This is a genomic window from Paenibacillus abyssi, from assembly GCF_014640295.1.
GTDB classification, from domain to species: Bacteria; Bacillota; Bacilli; order Paenibacillales; family Paenibacillaceae; genus Paenibacillus_D; species Paenibacillus_D abyssi.
Map to the genome: position 1 here is coordinate 331,617 of NZ_BMGR01000003.1, position 17,809 is coordinate 349,425.

The 17,809-nt window shown below is 47.5% G+C and carries 19 protein-coding genes; 13 read left to right on the top strand and 6 right to left on the bottom strand.

Annotation, left to right across the window (positions count from 1 at the left end; genetic code table 11):
* The first annotated feature begins 54 nt into the window (after positions 1-54).
* Positions 55-1,230, top strand: coding sequence for a transglutaminase domain-containing protein (locus IEW11_RS06240; RefSeq protein WP_188530006.1), 1,176 nt, complete (start codon positions 55-57; stop codon positions 1,228-1,230).
* Between the two features lie 574 nt (positions 1,231-1,804).
* Here the strand turns inward: IEW11_RS06240 and IEW11_RS06245 are convergent.
* Entirely contained in the window at positions 1,805-2,176 is a 372-nt protein-coding gene (locus IEW11_RS06245) for a transposase (RefSeq protein WP_268237366.1), read from the bottom strand.
* Between the two features lie 117 nt (positions 2,177-2,293).
* Complete coding sequence (locus tag IEW11_RS06250) at positions 2,294-3,514, bottom strand: transposase (protein ID WP_188530010.1); 1,221 nt, start codon at positions 3,512-3,514, stop codon at positions 2,294-2,296.
* Between the two features lie 451 nt (positions 3,515-3,965).
* Between IEW11_RS06250 and IEW11_RS06255 the strand changes: the two genes are divergently transcribed.
* The 9 genes from IEW11_RS06255 (at position 3,966) to IEW11_RS06295 (ending at position 12,303) form a co-directional block, all read left to right on the top strand.
* Positions 3,966-4,709, top strand: a complete 744-nt coding sequence (locus tag IEW11_RS06255; protein WP_188530012.1) for a Cof-type HAD-IIB family hydrolase — start codon at positions 3,966-3,968, stop codon at positions 4,707-4,709.
* 16 nt (positions 4,710-4,725) lie between these two features.
* Positions 4,726-5,205, top strand: a complete 480-nt coding sequence (locus IEW11_RS06260) for a DUF456 domain-containing protein (RefSeq protein WP_188530014.1) — start codon at positions 4,726-4,728, stop codon at positions 5,203-5,205.
* Positions 5,206-5,232: 27 nt separating this feature from the next.
* Positions 5,233-5,955, top strand: coding sequence for a ThuA domain-containing protein (locus IEW11_RS06265; RefSeq protein ID WP_188530016.1), 723 nt, complete (start codon positions 5,233-5,235; stop codon positions 5,953-5,955).
* Positions 5,956-5,957: 2 nt separating this feature from the next.
* On the top strand, positions 5,958-7,607 hold the full coding sequence (locus tag IEW11_RS06270) for a putative polysaccharide biosynthesis protein (RefSeq protein WP_188530018.1): 1,650 nt from the start codon (positions 5,958-5,960) through the stop codon (positions 7,605-7,607).
* Between the two features lie 83 nt (positions 7,608-7,690).
* Complete coding sequence (locus IEW11_RS06275; RefSeq protein WP_188530020.1) at positions 7,691-9,295, top strand: copper amine oxidase N-terminal domain-containing protein; 1,605 nt, start codon at positions 7,691-7,693, stop codon at positions 9,293-9,295.
* 3 nt (positions 9,296-9,298) lie between these two features.
* Positions 9,299-9,646 (top strand): thioredoxin family protein, encoded by a 348-nt coding sequence (locus IEW11_RS06280; RefSeq protein ID WP_188530021.1) that lies wholly within the window; start codon positions 9,299-9,301, stop codon positions 9,644-9,646.
* 152 nt (positions 9,647-9,798) lie between these two features.
* Positions 9,799-10,725, top strand: a complete 927-nt coding sequence (locus IEW11_RS06285) for a COX15/CtaA family protein (protein ID WP_308422707.1) — start codon at positions 9,799-9,801, stop codon at positions 10,723-10,725.
* A gap of 42 nt (positions 10,726-10,767) precedes the next feature.
* On the top strand, positions 10,768-11,478 hold the full coding sequence (locus IEW11_RS06290) for a Cthe_2314 family HEPN domain-containing protein (protein WP_188530025.1): 711 nt from the start codon (positions 10,768-10,770) through the stop codon (positions 11,476-11,478).
* Between the two features lie 54 nt (positions 11,479-11,532).
* Entirely contained in the window at positions 11,533-12,303 is a 771-nt protein-coding gene (locus IEW11_RS06295; RefSeq protein ID WP_188530248.1) for an SDR family oxidoreductase, read from the top strand.
* A 62-nt stretch (positions 12,304-12,365) separates the two neighbouring features.
* Here IEW11_RS06295 and IEW11_RS06300 read toward each other — a convergent pair whose 3' ends face one another.
* Positions 12,366-12,611, bottom strand: a complete 246-nt coding sequence (locus IEW11_RS06300) for a NifU family protein (RefSeq protein WP_188530027.1) — start codon at positions 12,609-12,611, stop codon at positions 12,366-12,368.
* Between the two features lie 81 nt (positions 12,612-12,692).
* Between IEW11_RS06300 and IEW11_RS06305 the strand changes: the two genes are divergently transcribed.
* On the top strand, positions 12,693-12,962 hold the full coding sequence (locus IEW11_RS06305; RefSeq protein ID WP_188530029.1) for a YuzB family protein: 270 nt from the start codon (positions 12,693-12,695) through the stop codon (positions 12,960-12,962).
* A 6-nt stretch (positions 12,963-12,968) separates the two neighbouring features.
* Here the strand turns inward: IEW11_RS06305 and IEW11_RS06310 are convergent, their stop codons facing one another.
* The 3 genes from IEW11_RS06310 to mqnE (IEW11_RS06320) form a co-directional block, all read right to left on the bottom strand.
* Positions 12,969-14,030, bottom strand: a complete 1,062-nt coding sequence (locus tag IEW11_RS06310) for an NAD(P)/FAD-dependent oxidoreductase (protein ID WP_188530031.1) — start codon at positions 14,028-14,030, stop codon at positions 12,969-12,971.
* Positions 14,031-14,111: 81 nt separating this feature from the next.
* A complete protein-coding gene (gene mqnE, locus IEW11_RS06315; protein WP_188530033.1) occupies positions 14,112-15,215 on the bottom strand; it encodes an aminofutalosine synthase MqnE in 1,104 nt (367 codons plus the stop codon).
* 13 nt (positions 15,216-15,228) lie between these two features.
* The gene (gene mqnE, locus IEW11_RS06320) at positions 15,229-16,335 is read right to left on the bottom strand and encodes an aminofutalosine synthase MqnE (RefSeq protein ID WP_188530035.1); all 1,107 of its coding nucleotides are present in this window, start codon (positions 16,333-16,335) and stop codon (positions 15,229-15,231) included.
* A gap of 287 nt (positions 16,336-16,622) precedes the next feature.
* Here mqnE (IEW11_RS06320) and erpA point away from each other — a divergent pair, with 287 nt between their 5' ends.
* Both erpA and IEW11_RS06330 read left to right on the top strand, forming a co-directional pair.
* A complete protein-coding gene (gene erpA / locus IEW11_RS06325; RefSeq protein WP_188530037.1) occupies positions 16,623-16,982 on the top strand; it encodes an iron-sulfur cluster insertion protein ErpA in 360 nt (119 codons plus the stop codon).
* Between the two features lie 127 nt (positions 16,983-17,109).
* Positions 17,110-17,727 carry an ATP-dependent DNA ligase gene (locus IEW11_RS06330; RefSeq protein WP_188530039.1) on the top strand — a complete coding sequence of 206 codons (618 nt, stop codon included), beginning with the start codon at positions 17,110-17,112 and terminating at the stop codon, positions 17,725-17,727.
* Positions 17,728-17,809: the final 82 nt, after the last annotated feature.

Sequence of the window (17,809 nt, forward strand, 5' to 3'; positions counted from 1 at the left end):
TTACTAAGACTAAGGGGCAAACAAGAGTTCATTATTAGCCGAGGAGGGAACGGGATGACGGACTGGATAAAGGCGTTTACGGTTGTAGAACCGGTTTCCGTTCTGATCCTGCTGCTGCTTATCGGATCTTTGATCCAAGGCATGATGAGGGGCGCATCGGGATCGGCGAGGCGCCTCTTTTATTTTATTTGGGACGGTTTATTAATCATTGTCTCGTTAGTGCTTGCCGGCCGTATGGCATCCGTGCTATCTCCTCTACTTCAGTCGTGGTTGATTGAACGGAATGTCACGGTTCCGCAGGAGCAGTTGAACACATTCTCTCAGCTATGGTATACATTTGTGACAGGCTTAAGAGATTTTTCACTGCTGCGGTTCGGCGTCGTCTTTTTAGTGGTCTATATGCTTCTGCGGTTACTGCTCAGTCTGCTCACACCGCTGGTTTACTTATTGCTCAACGGTCTTTCGGGCATGAGGAGGCTGTGGGGGGGCTCTGGCGATCAACCAAGCTGGCTTCATGCTGTGACCAGCCGTGTAACTGGTGCAACGATCGGCGCTGTTCACGGGATTGGTCGGGCTTTGGTAGTAATGGCCGTACTGTTCATTTATGTATCTTTACTGCCATCAGGTCCCTTTGTAAGCTCGATTCAAAGTTCACCTGTATACAAGGAAGCTGCTGTAAAGCTGATTGAGCCTGTTGCGGGCAATATGATTGCAGAGCAAGGACCTGTGTTGACGGAGGCGGTGGAATCGGAGTTTAGGCTGATTCTGCAGCGTAAATACGAGATTATCGATTATGCGGTGCCTGCAGAAATTGAACAAGCGGCTGCACATATTACTAAGGATCTTCAAAGTGATGAGGATAAAGCGCGAGCCTTATACGATTGGGCAGGCACGCGCATTGCTTATGATTGGGATAAGGCTCGCAATTACGAAGAACGCGGGATTTGGAAGGAGCAGACGCCAGAAGAAACGTTCGCAACGCGTAAAGGGGTTTGCATTGACGTAGCAAGATTGTATGCTATGATGGCGAGAAGCGTGGGGTTGGAGGTTAAGGTTGTAACGGGTTTGGGGGCCGACGGCCGAGGTGGTTATGGGCCGCATGCTTGGAACGAGGTGCTGCTAAGCGAAACAAGACAGTGGATACCGCTTGATGCAACTTGGGCCAGCTCGGGAGATTGGTTTAATCCACCGGATTTCGATGCGACGCATATCCCCGAAAGTGAGATTTAACAAGTGAGTGGACTGGCATAACAAGTCAACCAACAGTAACAAGCAACGGAACAGGAACCTGTTTCGTTCGGGTAAAGAGGTTTTTTGCCGGCTATGTTCATCTCTGATCTGAACTTGAGTTGAGGCTTACATTGAAACTCTAGGTGTACAGGCAAACGTTGTAGCGCTCATTGCATCACTATCCCTTTAACTCAGGAAACAAAGCGGTGTTACAATAGCTTGAAGACTAACAATCACAAGACAAACAATCAGAAGGTACTAAATCCAGAAGGCTATCATCGAAAGAAAATATAATCTGCTTGTAACGAAAGTATAAGCAAATACATTAGCTAGCAAATAAGCATAGGTTAACAAATACATTAGCTAGCAAACAAGCATAGGTTAACAAATACATTAGTTAGCAAACAAGCATAGGTTAGCAAATACAACAGCTTGTACACAAGCATAACTAAATCAGAAGGCAAATACACCAGCTGCTATGAACGAAATTGTCAACCCCATAGCAAATTAACTACTTTACTTCCTGAATTACTGAGCACGGTGGCAAAAATACAAGTCGACGGCTAGCACTCTGCTATTCGTGGATTGGGTCCACAGGATATGCTTCGTCAGGAGAGCTCGTGTGTAGACGATTTTGCGCTTTCCAAGAGATTGCTTGCATTTCAGAATCCGTTCCCGACAGCCGTTCGGACAATTCCCCTTTTACAGCAGGCCGATGCCTGCAACTCCACGCAGCCTCAACAAACAATCGGCGAGCATGCGAATTCCCCGCTTTGGTAAGCTTCCCTCTGCGAATGAGCTGGCCTGAGGAATATTCTCGAGGCACGAGTCCCAAGTAAGCCATAAGCTGCATCGGGGAACCGAGACGCCGGAAACTTCCGATCTCTGCAGCTAACGAGACAGCCGTGAGGAATGCCATCCCACGCAAACTCTGCAGAGCCTTCACAATGACCGCATGCGAACCTTCGCTCGCCAATTCAAGCAAGTTGACTTCAATACGCTTTAGCCTTTCCTCTGACCTAAATCAGAAGGATACACCAGCTAGCAAACAAGCTTAGAGCCACTAAATCATGCGAATCGCATTAGAGTATGCGCTGCTGTTAAGGCATAGAGAAGACAACGCACAAAGACTGTTGTAAGCTGATACCTGACGAAACGATTGATTCATACGAAAACAGTATTCATCCAAGTAATGTTGCAGATATTTTGGACCGATCCCGTGGAACATAGCATTAATCCAGGATACAGCGCTTTTGAAAATATATTTGATCGGATCTAAATTAAAAACGTTTTGATTCAGCTTTTGGTCTCGGATTGATATTTCTGTTTCCTTGCAGTAAATAGGTTGGCGTTTGGTAATTAAATTTAATTGGCTCGCTTTATCGGATAAGTATAGGGATTTAATGGCCTGTACACCCATAGGAAGAATAGAAAATTTGCTGTTCATATGGTTATGCGGGATTAGTTTCATCTTTACATAAGGAGGTGCATCTGCAGGTTGTGACAGGCCGACAAGCACCGGTTGTTCCTGGGGCTCAATGGCGAATGTAGGGCTGTACATTTTTCTTGCATAGATACTAAGAGAGGCGTTTACAGTACCGTTGAGCAAGACAGCTGTATCCGTCAGGCTGATGGCTTGGCGTAACTTATGCAGCATCAACCAAGCAGTTTTGTAGGTAACCTCTAAGAGGACGGAGAGTTTGACAGCATTTATATACTCACCTCTGGAGACAAGAAATAGCGTGAACAACCATTTACGCAATGAAGTACGGCTTCTTTCCATGATCGTCCCGGCTGTAAGTGTCGTTTGATGGCGGCATGCTTGGCACTCATACAGCGGCGATCTGCGTGATGTAATGAGATAGCTGGTTTTATGCGAGCAATGTGGACAAATGAAGCCAGAGGGCCATTTGAGATTGTATAAAAAAGCGGCACAAGCGTCTTCTGAAGGGAACACACTGTGGAAGGTCTTGAAAACATGATCTAAATGATCAGCATCCACGGAGATGTGATCCAAAAGAGTATAGTCTGAACTATTAGTATTCCCAGAAATGTGAACTAAAAGAGCGCAATCTGAACTTTCAGTATCCCTAGAGATGAGGTCTGAAAGAGTACAATCTGAATTGTTAGTATTCCCAGAAATGCGATCTGAAAAGGAATAATCTGAATTATCGGCATTCATGGCAAGCCTATCTTTGATGCGATCTGAAACTTTGCTCTTCACAGAGAATCTGACTCTGTAATCATGATCCGGGATCACGTTATTCGCAGGATTGTTACCCATACAGACCTCCAAATAGGAACATTTGTTCTTGTTTATATTATACAGAACATACGTTCTTTTGTCTATATTCGAAGCTTCTGTCATAAAAAAATTTATACTAAGTAGTGTAACTTCGGTCTCCTGCGCAAAAGGGATAGTGGTTAAATGGTGATACGTGACAATACAAACGGTGATGGATAACAATACAATCGGTGATGGATAACAATACAAACGATGAAACGTAACAATACAGACAGTGATGCGTGACACTATGACGTATACACTTTAAATGGCGATGCGTGAACAATCACTTTAGCAGACTGTCAGCATAAAAAAGGCAATCATTATGTCTGCGCGAATTGAATTTAAATGTTTGAGTGAGGTGTAAATATTTTAAAGATATGTCCGGGGGAGAGGTTTGCTTATCGCTCAAATGTGATAAAATGGCTGTATTGTAGTCAAGGAGGCGGAGATGGGTAAATATAAATTAGTTGCATTGGATATGGATGGGACGCTGCTTAATGATCGTAGTGAAATTAGTAAAGAGAACGCAGCTTGGATACATAAGGCGCTGGATTCCGGTGTTACCGTATGCTTCTCCACGGGCAGAGGCTTTCGAAGCGCACTGCCTTATGCAGAACAGCTTGAACTGGATACCCCGATGATAACAGTCAATGGCAGCGAGATATGGCATAAGCCGCATGTGCTGCATCAACGAACGTATATGAGTGAGGCTGTTCTGGGGCGTTTGCAGCAGTTGGCTCAGCAGTATGAAACGTGGTATTGGGCGTATACCATTGAAGATGTATACAACAAGGAGAAATGGATCGGATCGGATGAGACGCTGGAGGAAAAGCACTGGTTGAAATTCGGCTTTGATACGCCCGACGATGCGGTGCGAGCCAAAATTCGCCGCGAGATTGAAAGCTGGGGAGGCTTGGAGATTACTAACTCTTCAACGACCAACATTGAGATCAATCCGCAAGGTGTTTCGAAGGCTAATGCCATTCGTGAGGTTTGTCGTTTGCTGGATGTGGATATGTCGCAGGTCATTGCGGTTGGAGACAGCCTAAACGACCTGGCGGCCATTCGTGAGGCTGGACTTGGCGTAGCGATGGGAAATGCCCAGGACGAAGTAAAAGCGGCGGCTGATGTCGTGACCGTAACGAACAACGAAGATGCAATTGCCCGTGTTATAGAGCAGTATGTCCTTTGAGAGGTGATATAGCTTAATGGAGATCGTAGGATGGATTCTCATTATCGTTCTGTTTGCCATAGGCATGGCGGGAGCGATTTTTCCTATTCTTCCTGGAGCGCTTGCAATTTATTTCGCATTTTTCATCTACGGCTTTTTTATTAGCTTTGAGCCGTTCGGATGGGTTTTCTGGACACTGCAAACGTTAATCGTTGCCGTGTTGTTTCTGGCTGACTATGCGGTTAATGCATGGGGAGTTAAGCGATACGGCGGTTCGCGGGCATCGGTGATCGGGAGTACGGTTGGCGTGATTGTGGGACCATTTGTCATACCGGGCATCGGCCTATTGCTAGGTCCGTTTATTGGCGCTGTCATTGGCGAGCTGTTTGCCGGTTCGAATACGGGACAATCATTGCGCGTTGGGTTTGGATCGGTTGTCGGATTGTTTTCCAGTATTGTTGTGAAGATCATTTTGCAGCTGGTGATGATTGTCTTATTTATCATTTGGATTATATAACAAGTTAACGAGGAGTGGCAGAGAACGATGATTAGAGTAACAGTATGGAATGAATTTCTGCACGAGAAAGTTCATGAAGAGGTTAAAGCGGTATATCCTGACGGCATTCATCAAGCGATCGCCAGCGGTATCACAGGAGATGGGGTTGAAGTGCGAACAGCGACGCTGGAGCAGCCAGAGCATGGGTTGACTGAGGAAGTGCTGGCCAATACTGATGTGCTTATCTGGTGGGGTCACATGGGGCATGACAAGGTGGACGATGCGATCGTCAAGCGTGTGCAGGATCGGGTACTGGCGGGAATGGGCCTGATTGTACTGCATTCCGGACATTTCTCAAAGATCTTCAAAGTGCTGATGGGCACGGGCTGTGATCTGAAATGGCGTGAAGCTGGCGAGAAAGAGCGGATCTGGGTCGTGAATCCCGCACATCCGATTGCAGCTGGGCTGCCGGAGCATTTTACGATTGAGAGCGAGGAAATGTACGGGGAGCATTTTGACATTCCAGCGCCGGATGAGCTTGTATTTATCAGCTGGTTTGAAGGCGGGGAAGTGTTCCGCAGCGGTTGTACATTCTATCGCGGCCAAGGCAAAATCTTCTATTTCCGTCCAGGACACGAAACCTACCCGACCTATTACAACCCGCAGGTGCTGCAGGTGATCCGTAACGGTGTTCAGTGGGCGGCTCCATCGCAAACAGCAGCGCCGATCCGTGGAAATCATCAACCATTAGAACCGATTAAGGCGAAATGAACATGCTTAAAAAAGATTCTTTGCTAAAAGGCACGATTGTTTTGGCGGCGGCCGCACTGGTCGCCCGTTTTTTAGGTTTGTTTCAAAGGGTACCGCTTGACTACATGCTTGATTCGGCGGGCAGAGCCTATTTTGGTCTGGCCAACAACGTTTATCTGTTCCTGCTGGTCATTGCCACAGCAGGGATTCCAAGTACGATCAGCAAGATGGTATCCGAGCGATATGCGCGGGGCCGAATCGAGGAAGCCCAGCAAATTTATCGGGCGGCATTGCTTTTTGGGGCGGTTACGGGGCTGATCATCTCTGCCTCTTTATATCTATTGGCGCCATTTGCAACAGCGAATATTGCCATGAAACCGGGGGCTGAATTAGCGGTACAAGCGATCGCTCCGGCACTTCTATTATTCCCGATCATTGCGATGATGCGCGGATATTTTCAAGGACGCCAGATGATGACAGCCGGGGGCATCTCGCAAATCATCGAGCAGGTGCTGCGCGTTATAACCGGGGTCGCTTTAGCGTTTATTTTCTTGTCCTGGGGATATGACAATGAATGGCTTGCAGCGGGCGCCGCAGCAGGCAGTGTATTCGGCAGCATTGGCGCGTTTGCGGTCATGCTCTGGTACGCCCGCAAGCTGAAACGGCAGGATGCTGCGGAAAAGCTTAAGGATGCTCAGGCGAAGAAGGGTGCCATAAGCGGCGCAGTCGTCAAGCTTAAGCTTCGTCGTATTTACGGCGAGATCTTTCGGATGTCGTTGCCTATTGTATTTACGGCATTGACCGTACAGTTCCTTTATTTGGTTGATACTTTTTTCTTTGTTCGTCTGACAGGCTCTTTGTATTCGGCAACAGAGAGTATGGATATTCTGGGCTGGCTTGTTAACCGTGCTCAGGCATTAGCGGGAATCCCGCCTATTCTAGCGATCGCACTCAGCCAGTCGATTATACCTGTTATTTCATCAGCCTTTGCGGTCCGCAACATGAACGAAGTGCAGCGGCAGGGTTCCGTTGTCATGCGCATCGTGTTGTTTACCGGAATTCCGGTCTCCATCGCACTTACGGTTGCTTCCATCTCCGTAACAGGATTCATATTTACCGATACGGGGGGCAGCGGAATTGTCGCTGCATTGACGGCAGGTACGGTCTTTCAAATTACAATGATGACAACTAACTCTGTCTTGTTCGGCTTGAGCAATCCGAAGGCGCCAATGCGACACACGATCGCGGGAATGGCCGTCAAATTGGTGGCCAGTATGATCCTCGGTCCTCTGCTTGGCGTATATGGCTTAATTATTGCCTCGACTTTATGTTTTCTGCTCATAACGGTACTGAATATGCGGACGATCCGTGGAGAGGTCACGCTGAACGTGCTCAGCGGCCGTTGGCTGCGATATGCGTCAGTTATCGCTATTACGGCAGGCGTAGGCTTCGGATTGGATGCGGCCGGCCGGACACTGCTGCAGCCGCTGCCGGACAAGCTGATGTACTTTGTGACGGCAGCCCTAACGGGCTTAGTCATTTTGACCCTCTATCTGGTGCTGCTTGTAGCATTGAAAGTCGTCACGGCAGAAGATGCGAAGAGTTATCCAGGACCGCTGCGCAAACTATTCGGTATACTGCTGCGGAGGTTCCCGGTTAGGGAAAGCCGCTAAGCATTAATTATTAGTTCTACCAGAAATCCCCTTTTCATGCTACTATAAATAGGTATATCTGACTAGGAGAGGGGATTTATCTATTGAAAAAAAGTATGGGGAAGAAAAGCTTATTAGCGCTATTACTGGCGGCAGTACTGGTTATCGCAGTGGGGTGTCAGGCGGTAGGCGGCGTTGATTTTAACCAGATGCTTAAGCAATCCTTGAAGGTAACTTCAATGGAAGGCAAGCAAAGCATCGAGCTTCAACTGCTGCTGAAGGATGGAGCGGCGGAGGGGATGCCCGAAGAAGAAGTTGCATTGATGAATATGCTGTCCAATATGAAATTGGAGTTTAACGATATTAAAATGAAGGATGCCCAGAACATGTCGCTAAATGGACAATTGTGGCTTGGTGAATCCAATATCGGCTTCTCGCTTCAAATGTCCGAACAACTGGCAGTGCTGAAGATTGAAGGCTCGGATCGTGCATTTGAAATGGATATGACAGATGCATCACTCGGTGGTATACTGCCGATGGCGGAAGAGCCTGCGCCTTCTGTTGATGCTGAAACGCAAGCGGAGCTGACTGAAATCGGCAGACAGATTATCGATCACGTCGGCGGGTATGTGATTGATAATCTTCCGAATCCATCGAAGCTTTCAGTCAACCCTGTACAAGAAACAATCAATGGCGAATCGTTGAGTGTATTCCACGTACAGGCTGAGATCAACGGCGAAGAGTTGGTCGGTTGGCTGCATTCCTATCTGGATGCACTGATTGCCGACCGTGAAGGACTGTCGGCGATGCTGACCGGTCTGTTCGAATCGCTGTCTAAAGAATCTGCTATCTGGGAATCACTGGGGACTTCGAACCCGTTCGCGGAAGCTGATCCTGGAGGACAGACGAAGGAAGAATTCATTGAAGAGAACGTTGAAATCATTTTGACACTGCTCGATGATGTCAAGATGGAGCTTACTGCTTTAGAGCAAGAAGAAGCAGAATCATTAGGCATTATCCTTAATAAAGATACGTACATGAAAGCTGACCTTTATGTGGATTCCAAGCTGGACATTCGCAAGTCGGTATTGGAAGCTGTTATTAAGCCTTCTATGACAGTGCAAGACGATGAAGAGATGCTTGCCGAGATTCCATTTGAAGGAATCCTTATTCGCTCTACAAGCGAGATGTGGAATGTCAATGGGAATGTCTCGCCTGTGCAGCCTGTTCAAACGGCTAATGCTGTTACACTGGATGAATTGATGGAGAAGCAATCCTATGAGGTTGTGCGCTTGTTTAATTCGGACTCTGTCGTTTATAATCTACTTAAGGATATGGGAATGACGAAGCAGACGGTTATGATGCATCCGGTGTATGAAGTAAACCCACCGATCATCACGCCTGACGGCATCACTCTCATTCCGCTGCGTGATACGCTTAACCAGTTGGGTGCCACTCTTTCTTATGATGCATCCTCAAAGAAGTATACGATTCTCGATAAAGGAACCAACACGAAAATCGTGCTCAGCAGAGGCAGCAAAAAAGTAACGATAAACAATGAGCAGAAAACATGGTCCTTCCCGGCCGCGAATATCGGCGGAACATTGTACGTGCCTGCCCGAGATTTCATCACCTCGGTTGGCGGTACGATTAAATGGGACACATTCTATATGGATGAGAAAATTCTTTTGCTCGAAAGGGAGTTGTAGTACATGGAACCAATCCGTACGGAAGCTGAATATCGAGAGCAGATTCAACGTGATGCGTTGACAATTATCGTATTTAAAACAACATGGTGCAAAGATTGTCATTTCATCGAACCGTTCATGCCGGATCTAGAGAAGCAATATGCACAGCAAGTCACCTTCCTACAGATCGACCGTGATGATATGCCTGATGTATGCAGTGAGTTGAATATTCTTGGCATACCGAGCTTTATTGCGTTCCGCAATGGCAAAGAGCTGGTTCGCTTTGTCAGCAAGCTTCGGAAAACGCGTGAAGAAATCGAGCAGTTCGTTAACCGGGCGATCGAAGTGTCCGCAGGACTGCCAAGCAGTTAATTAGATACATTGACCTAGAACGCCCGCGCAGGTATCGATTCATTCGATCCTATGCGGGCGTTCTGTCCATGTATAGGGGATTGTCACATTTTCAACATGGATTTTGCTGTTTTTTATCGATATAATGGAGTGTGGTTAAATTGTGAAAAGTGGTGATCAATTTGGTATCCAGCCGCTATCGTATGCTTACTATCGCAGCGTGTGTGGGAATGCTGCTTGTCCTCTTGGCTGGCGCACTTGTAACAAACACGGATTCTGGCCGGGGCTGCGGGGATGATTGGCCGCTCTGTCACGGTAAATTCATACCGGCTTATACGCTTGAATCCATGCTCGAGTATTCACACCGTGCCGTCAGTGCCATTGTAGGCTTTCTTGTTCTGGCATTGTTTATTGTAACGATGATGTATCATCGTAAATCAAAAGAAGCTGTCATCTATACGTCCAGTGCATTATTTTTCACCGTTCTGCAGGCGCTATTGGGAGCAGCTGCCGTGAAATGGCCGCAATCTCCACCCGTCATGGCACTGCATTTTGGGTTCTCCTTGCTTGCACTTGCAAGTACAATGCTCATCGTCATGTGGGCTTACCGTAATAAAAAGGCAAAGAGCGATCAAGTGAGGATTAGTGTGCCACGTTCAGTATACCGCTGGTCATGGATCATATTTGTATATACGTATGTCGTTGTTTACATCGGTGCATTTATTCGTCATACGGATGCTGCCGGTGGCTGCGTTGGTTGGCCGCTTTGCAACGGCCAAGTCATTCCTGAGATGAGCGGGGCAACTGGAATTGTATTCGTCCATCGTGTAGCCGCGTTAATCCTGGCATTAGCCGTTATCGGACTTGCGGTCCATATTCATAAAGTAAGCGGACATGATGGACTGAAGTTAACGAGCAAGTGGACCGTCGGGCTCGTTGTGTTCCAGATCTTCAGCGGGGCATTGCTGACGATGACTGTGACAAATGATAATGTGTTCATCTTTACAGGCTTGCTTCATAATTTGATTGTTTCAGCTTACTTCGGGATTATTGCCGATCTGTGCATACGTTCTTGGAAATATCGGGAAGGCCGGATATAGATAGTTCCGCTAATACAGAGTGAAAGGGGCTGCCCCCGCGAGATGCTGCGCATGTTGTTTAACGAACCGCCTAGAATTGCTCAAGGACGTTTAGCGGAAGCACTGCAAGCGATGGAAAGGTTCGTCTCCTTGCTTCAGCGGCAAATTTCCGAAGGGCTTGATGGGGACATCAAGCTTAGGAAATATGAGATATGGACGCTGGGACTCATCGGATCGCTCGATGAGCTCGAACAAAGCCAATATGCCGCTCATCGTTATGCGGAGCAGATCAAGTCGACCTATTTGATCAACCTATCCGAAGCGGAATTGATGAGCTACTCCCGCCACATCTATTATGATAAAAATGCGTTTATTCGCATCTTTGCGCTGCTCGACAAGCTGGGTACCCTGATGAACGAGATGTTTAAGCTGGAAACGGGGCGCATTAAGGCGCATTTCTCGTATTTCACTGTTCTGCGCAACATGCGGGGCCGGAGCCTGCATATGGAACTGACGTTGGCTCTAAATGAGATCAAAGAGCGGAATAAGGAACCGATGGCCCGGCTTCGCAAACGCAGAAATACTGAAATCCACTATATGAATAGTGAAATGCATGATGATTTGCAGCGGCTGCACATCAAGACGGATAAAGACGTTCCTCTGGAAAACATCGGGCTGCAGCTTGCCGATTTGGACAAAGGCTGTGAGATGGTAATGGATACGCTTCGGCTTACATTTGAGTATGCTCACCGAATGATGAGGAAAACAAAATAAATATGGTATACTTGGAAGCATACGGTCATCGCGAGGGGGAGTGCGCCCGTGGAATTGAAGGGCAGAACAGCTTTGATTACAGGAAGCGCCAAAGGCTTGGGGAAAAGTACGGCAATGCTGTTAGCGCGCCAAGGGTGCAATATCGTGTTGAACTATGTGAACAGTGAGAGTGAAGCGCTTCAACTGAAGGATGAAATTGAACAACTGGGCGTCAGCGCAACAGCGCTGCGTGCGGATATTTCCGTGCCGGAACAAGTGGAACAGCTCGCAGAACAGGCAGAAGCGGCTTACGGGGGTATCGATATTCTGATTAATAACGCGGGGCCGTTCATTCGGGAACGGAGAGTGTTCCTTGAATATGAGCGTGAAGAAATCGTAGGCTTGCTTAATGGGAATCTGCTTGGTGTAATGCTGCTCGATCACCGGGTTCTGCCTGGGATGCGTTCACGCAAATGGGGTAGAATCATTCATTTTGGCTTTGGCCATGCAGGCGAAGCCAGAGCTTGGCCACATCGTGCGGTATATGCTGCGGCTAAAACGGGTCTCGTATCGTTCACGAAGACGCTGGCGGTTGAAGAAGCTGCGCATGGCATTACGGTGAATATGGTCTGTCCTGGTGATATCAGGGGTGTAAATAAGGAAAAGTCGATTGAAGATGTGCAATGGCAAATCGATGATGAATCACCGCGCGGAAGACCGGGAACCGGTGAGGATGTTGCGAGAGCGATCGGCTTTCTGTGTGACTCGAAATCAGATTTCATAACCGGCAATATACTGGATGTTACCGGGGGCCTTGATCCGATCAAACGTACTTTAAAAGGATAACACAAAAAAAGAGTCTCGCACATCGGATTGGCAAAGCCTCTCCGAGGCAAGACTCTTTATTGTTAAAATACTTGTACGACCTCTTGAACGCCTTCAACTTCTTCAAGAAGTGCGCGTTCGATACCGGCTTTTAAAGTAATGGTTGAACTTGGGCAGCTGCCACAAGCTCCTACCAGCTTCAGCTTAACGATGCCGTCTTCTACATCAACTAATTCGACGTCGCCGCCATCGCGCTGAAGGAACGGACGAAGTTTATCAAGCACGTCCAGTACTTCATCGTACATGGTCATTTGTGCGTTCTCGCTCATTGCCATCAACTCCTTTCTTTCTTTATTATAGTACAAAACAGACCAAATGAAAATGGATCTCACAAGGTTAGGTGATAATTAATGAAATCAATCGTTGAATTCTGCTCTGCTAATATGCATCACGGTACCGATCAGGTGATGAAAAAGTTAGAGCAGGATCCGGAATTAGATGTTATCGAATATGGCTGTCTAGGCAATTGTGGAGAATGTTATCTTTTCCCGTATGCTCTTGTCAACGGTGAAATTGTTGCAGCCGAGACTGCAGATGAACTGTACGAAAAAATTATGGCATCAATTAATGAGCAGCAAGCGGAGCGCGACGCGCTGGACAAGCTGCTGGATGACATGTAGTACGGATTAGCCGAAATGGCGTTTGGACATCCACAATACACCACTTTTTAGCACTCGTGGCACGTATCCTCTGATTGCCCTTCGGCCCATCATGCCAAATCCGGCTTTTTTGCCTAACGATCCCAAAACACCCTTGAGCTTGATTTGACCAAGCCGGGGTGTTTTGTTATTCCATAACGCAAACATCACTTCGGCGATCTGCTTTCCTTGCGCTTCAGCGGCTTGGGCGCTAGGTGAGAATGGCAAGCTTGCGCAATCTCCCACGATAAATACTTCCGGATGGTCGGGCAGTTGGTGATATTTGTTGATAATCAACCGGCCTTGGGAATCTTTCGGCTTGTTGAGCCGCTGTACGATGGATACAGGCTGAATGCCGGCTGTCCATACGGTTACATCCGTTACGATCGGATTGCCTTGGTCATATAACACCCCTTGTTCCAAACGGGTGAGCGATATATGGCCGCGCATCTCAACTTCATGGTCGCGGAACCAAGAGGAAACATATCCCTGCAGCTTGTCTGGAAAAGCAGACAGGATGCTCGGACCACGATCCAGGATGCGGATATTCAGATCGGGACGGCTTTCCCGCAGCTCTGAAGCGACCTCAACACCGCTTAAACCGCCACCGACGATGGTTACCTGTCCATAAGGCTTTACATCACCGAGCAGCCGGTACGTCTCTCTTGAAGAGGAGAACGTTTGGATCGAGGTGGAATACTGCTCTGCTCCCTCGATGCCGTGATACCGGTCTGTGCAGCCAAGCCCAATTGCCAGCCAGTCGTAGGAGATCGGGTCTTGTCCTTGAAGCAGAACCAGCTTATTCTCCAGATCGATATCCGTTACTTCGCCATAGGTGATCACCAGCCGGGGATCGGAGGGAAAGGCGACCCGAAGATCGACATCCGCAACAGAGCCTGCAGCCAGTGCATAATATTCCGTTTTTAATCCTTGAAACGGCATCCGGTCAATGAGCATGACCATGGTATCATCAGGGATTGAGCCTTCCAATAAATGCTGAGCGATCGTTAAGCCGCCATAGCCGCCTCCAACAATAACAAATCTTTTCATGGTATCCCAACCTTATCTTCAAGCCTCACGAAATGAGCATTTGTATTCAGTTCGTTGCGGCTTAGTATGCACAAAAACTGATTATTCGTACACTTTCATTTCATTGTAAAATGTATCTCGTTCAACTGGAATTCGCCCTGCTCCTTTAACGAGCCAAATCAGGTCTTCGCGCGTAATACCCTCAGGTGTAAGCGCGCCTGCCGCATGACTGATCCGTTCCTTAACAATCGTACCGTGCACATCATTTGCTCCCATGGTCAAAGAAATCTGGGTCAGTTGTGTGCCGATATTAATGAAATAAGCTTTAATATGCGGGAAATTATCCAACATCAGCCTGCTGATCGCGATGGTCTTCAGATCCTCATAGGCGGAGTTGCGCCGGCGGATGCCTGCCTTCGGACTGATAGGCTGCATGGAAAGCGGGATAAATACCATGAAACCGTTCGTATCATCCTGCAGCTCGCGTATTTTGATCATGTGCTCAATTCGCTGTTCATGCGTTTCAATGGATCCGTACAGCATTGTAGTATGGGTTTTTAAACCCAATTCATGTGCAGTCCGGTGTACTTCCAGATATTGGCTGACATCGGCTTTGTCCACACGCATTTTTTGCCGGTATTGATCGGACAGGATTTCAGCCCCGCCGCCTGTAAGGGTACCCAGACCGGCTTTGATCAGCTCTTGGAGCACTTCTTTATAAGTAAGGCCGCTTATGCGCGAGAAGAAATCGATCTCTGCAGCTGTATAAGCTTTGAGCGTTACTTCCGGGAAGCGTTCCTTGAGCGCTTTGAGCGAGTCCACATAATATTGGAAAGGCACATGCGGATTATGTCCGCCTACGATATGGAATTCCCGTACTCCCGGATGAAAATGCTGCTCGACATACTCGATCATTTGCTGTCCGGAGAGCGTGTAAGCTCCCTCTTCGCCTTCGTCCTTGCGGAAGTTGCAGAATGCGCAGTGCGCCTCGCAAATGTTAGTGAAGTATAAGCTCATATTTTCAATAAAATACACTTTTTTGCCGTTTTTGCGCAGGTTGGCTTCATTCGCCATTTGTCCGATAGAAAGCAAATCGTCGGATTGGTATAAGAAGATTCCGTCCTCCAGCGTTAACCGCTGATTATGCCGAACCTTCTCGGCTATTTCCTGCATGCGTTTATCTGGCGTCGAGATGGCAATGCTCATGACAAAAGCCTCCTTAATAAGTCCGAATGATGTTATATAGGGTATCGCGTTCAGTCGGAATGCGGCCGGCTTCGCGGATCATTTCAATAAAAGTGTTTTTAGGCGTCATGTGTGACGACTCATTGCCAGCGGCATGCAAGATCTGTTCTTCCATGACTGTGCCGTCCAGATCGTCTACGCCAAAGCTGAGCGAAACTTGCGCAAGCTTCAACCCGATCATCATCCAGAATGCGCGGATGTGCGGGAAGTTGTCCAACATCAGACGGGCGACTGCGAGCAGCTTAAGGTCATACATGCCGGTAGTTTCCCCAGAAAGCTTAAATTCTTCAGCAAGCTTTGTATTGGATGGATGAAAAGCGAATGCAAAGAAGGCCTGGAATCCATTTGTTTCATCCTGCAGCTCGCGTAAACGAATGAAATGATCGATAACATGCTCCGGTGACTCGAGATGTCCGTAGAGAATCGATGCGTTCGATTTCACGCCCAGTGAATGGAGCGAGCGGTGAATGTGGAACCAGCGCTCCGCATCAGTCTTGTGGCCGGAGATGACCTCACGGATCTCAGGGTCAAAGATTTCTGCGCCGCCGCCGAGAATAGAGCCAAGCCCGGCATTTCGCAAACGTTCAATTGTTTCCTCAATGGTCATTTTCGAGACACGGGCGATATAGTCAACCTCAACAGCTGTAAATGCCTGTATATGAACATCCGGAAGATGTCTCTTGGCAATGCGCATCATTTCTTCATAATAGGAGAAAGGCAGCTTGGCGTTAACGCCGCCGACAATGTGCAACTCGGTAAAACCTTTGCCGACCATGCCTTTAATTTTCTCTTCGATCTGTTCAAGATTGAGCGTGTAGGCACGCGGATCCCCCGGTTTTAAGCCGAAAGCACACATCTTGCAGTCAAGATAACACACATTCGTGTAGTTAAGATGTGTATTAACGATAAAATATACGTTGTCCCCGTTTTTGCGTTTTCGGACAAGATCAGCTAATCGGCCAATCGTCAGCAGGTCGGGCGATTTCATCAATCGTATGCCATCCTCCAAAGAGAGCCGCTCGCCTCTGATCACTTTCTCTTCAATGTCATGCAATGAGGTTTGTGTCAAGACAAAGCCCATTGTTTCCACCACCTTTATGTGCGTGTCTTATTCGATCGAATCTGAGTAGATTGGAGAACCTTCTCAGGTTTGTGAAAAAAATAACATAGCCATTCTTAAAAAAGAACTGTATCCATTATAAACCTGATGTGAGACAGCGGCAACAAGAAAAGTCAACTCATGGCGGAATATGGAACGGTATGGATGCCAGCAAGGCCCGTCATTAGGTGAGAGACACGATGCTCTTGAGCAGTTCATGGATGTGCAGTATACTAAAGAAGAAGTATAGTTCGACAGGAGGGATTTCCATGATCGTAATCAGCGAATCAGCTACAACCAAAATAAAAGAAATGCTGGCTCAGGAAGAAACGCCTGACTTGTTCCTTCGCATTGGCGTGAAGGAGGGCGGCTGCAGCGGCTTCTCCTATGGCATGGGCTTTGACGATGAGCAGCATAATGGCGATAAGGAAATGGAATTTCAAGGACTGAAAGTTGTCGTCGACGAGGACAGCTTGAAATATTTGAACGGATTAGAAATCGACTTTAAGGAATCCGCGATGGGCGGAGGCTTCACCATCGAGAATCCGAACGCCACTGCAACGTGCGGCTGCGGTTCCTCTTTCCGTACGGCAACCGCCGCAGGGAAACCGAATCCGGAGCAATGCTAATTATTCCATAACCAGGAAGAGCTTTCTTCGAGTAGCAATCTACTCGGAAGAAGGCTCTTTTTTCTATCATTTACCGGGCACCCGATGAAACACTCCATGCTACAATCGTAGCAGGGAGGCGGAGTGTATGTTTTATGCGCCTATGCGGGCAACCGGCTGTGACCATCCATTTGATGACAAGGCGTTTGTGTTTGAACCGAAACTGAGCGGACAACGATTAATTCTATTATTTATTAACGGACAGGTACGGTTATATACACGGCATCAGACTGATGTAACCCGCCAATATCCAGAGCTTCATAACGTTCCGATTAACGATGCGGCCGATGCTGTATTCGATGGTGAGTTAACCTATGTGAATCCCGACACGGGTCTTCTGGAGCCTAGGACGGTTATTGAGCGTTACAGGATGCTTAAGATACCTAAAATTCGGGAAGGGGCGGCACAGTACCCGCTTCGTTATTTCGTGTTTGACGTTTTATATTACAATGGCGAGGACATGCGGAATCGTCCGTTATCGGAGCGTAAAAAGCTGCTTGACGATATTTTGGAGGAAAACGCGTATTATCGTCGGGTCACATCTGTTGAAACGAAAGGGGTCGCTCTATTTGAAGCGGTGAAATGGTATGGGCTCGAGGGGATGATCGCAAAACGAAAGGACAGTCTCTATACCGATGCCTGCAATGATGATTGGCAGGCTATTATTGCAGCTCCTTCTACTATTACATTGCGAACTAGCAAATAAAGGCGGGTAACCGGTGTCAATCATCCAAGAGAAACCTGTCTCCTCCACATATGCATATCATAAAGCCTTTATAAAAGGAGAG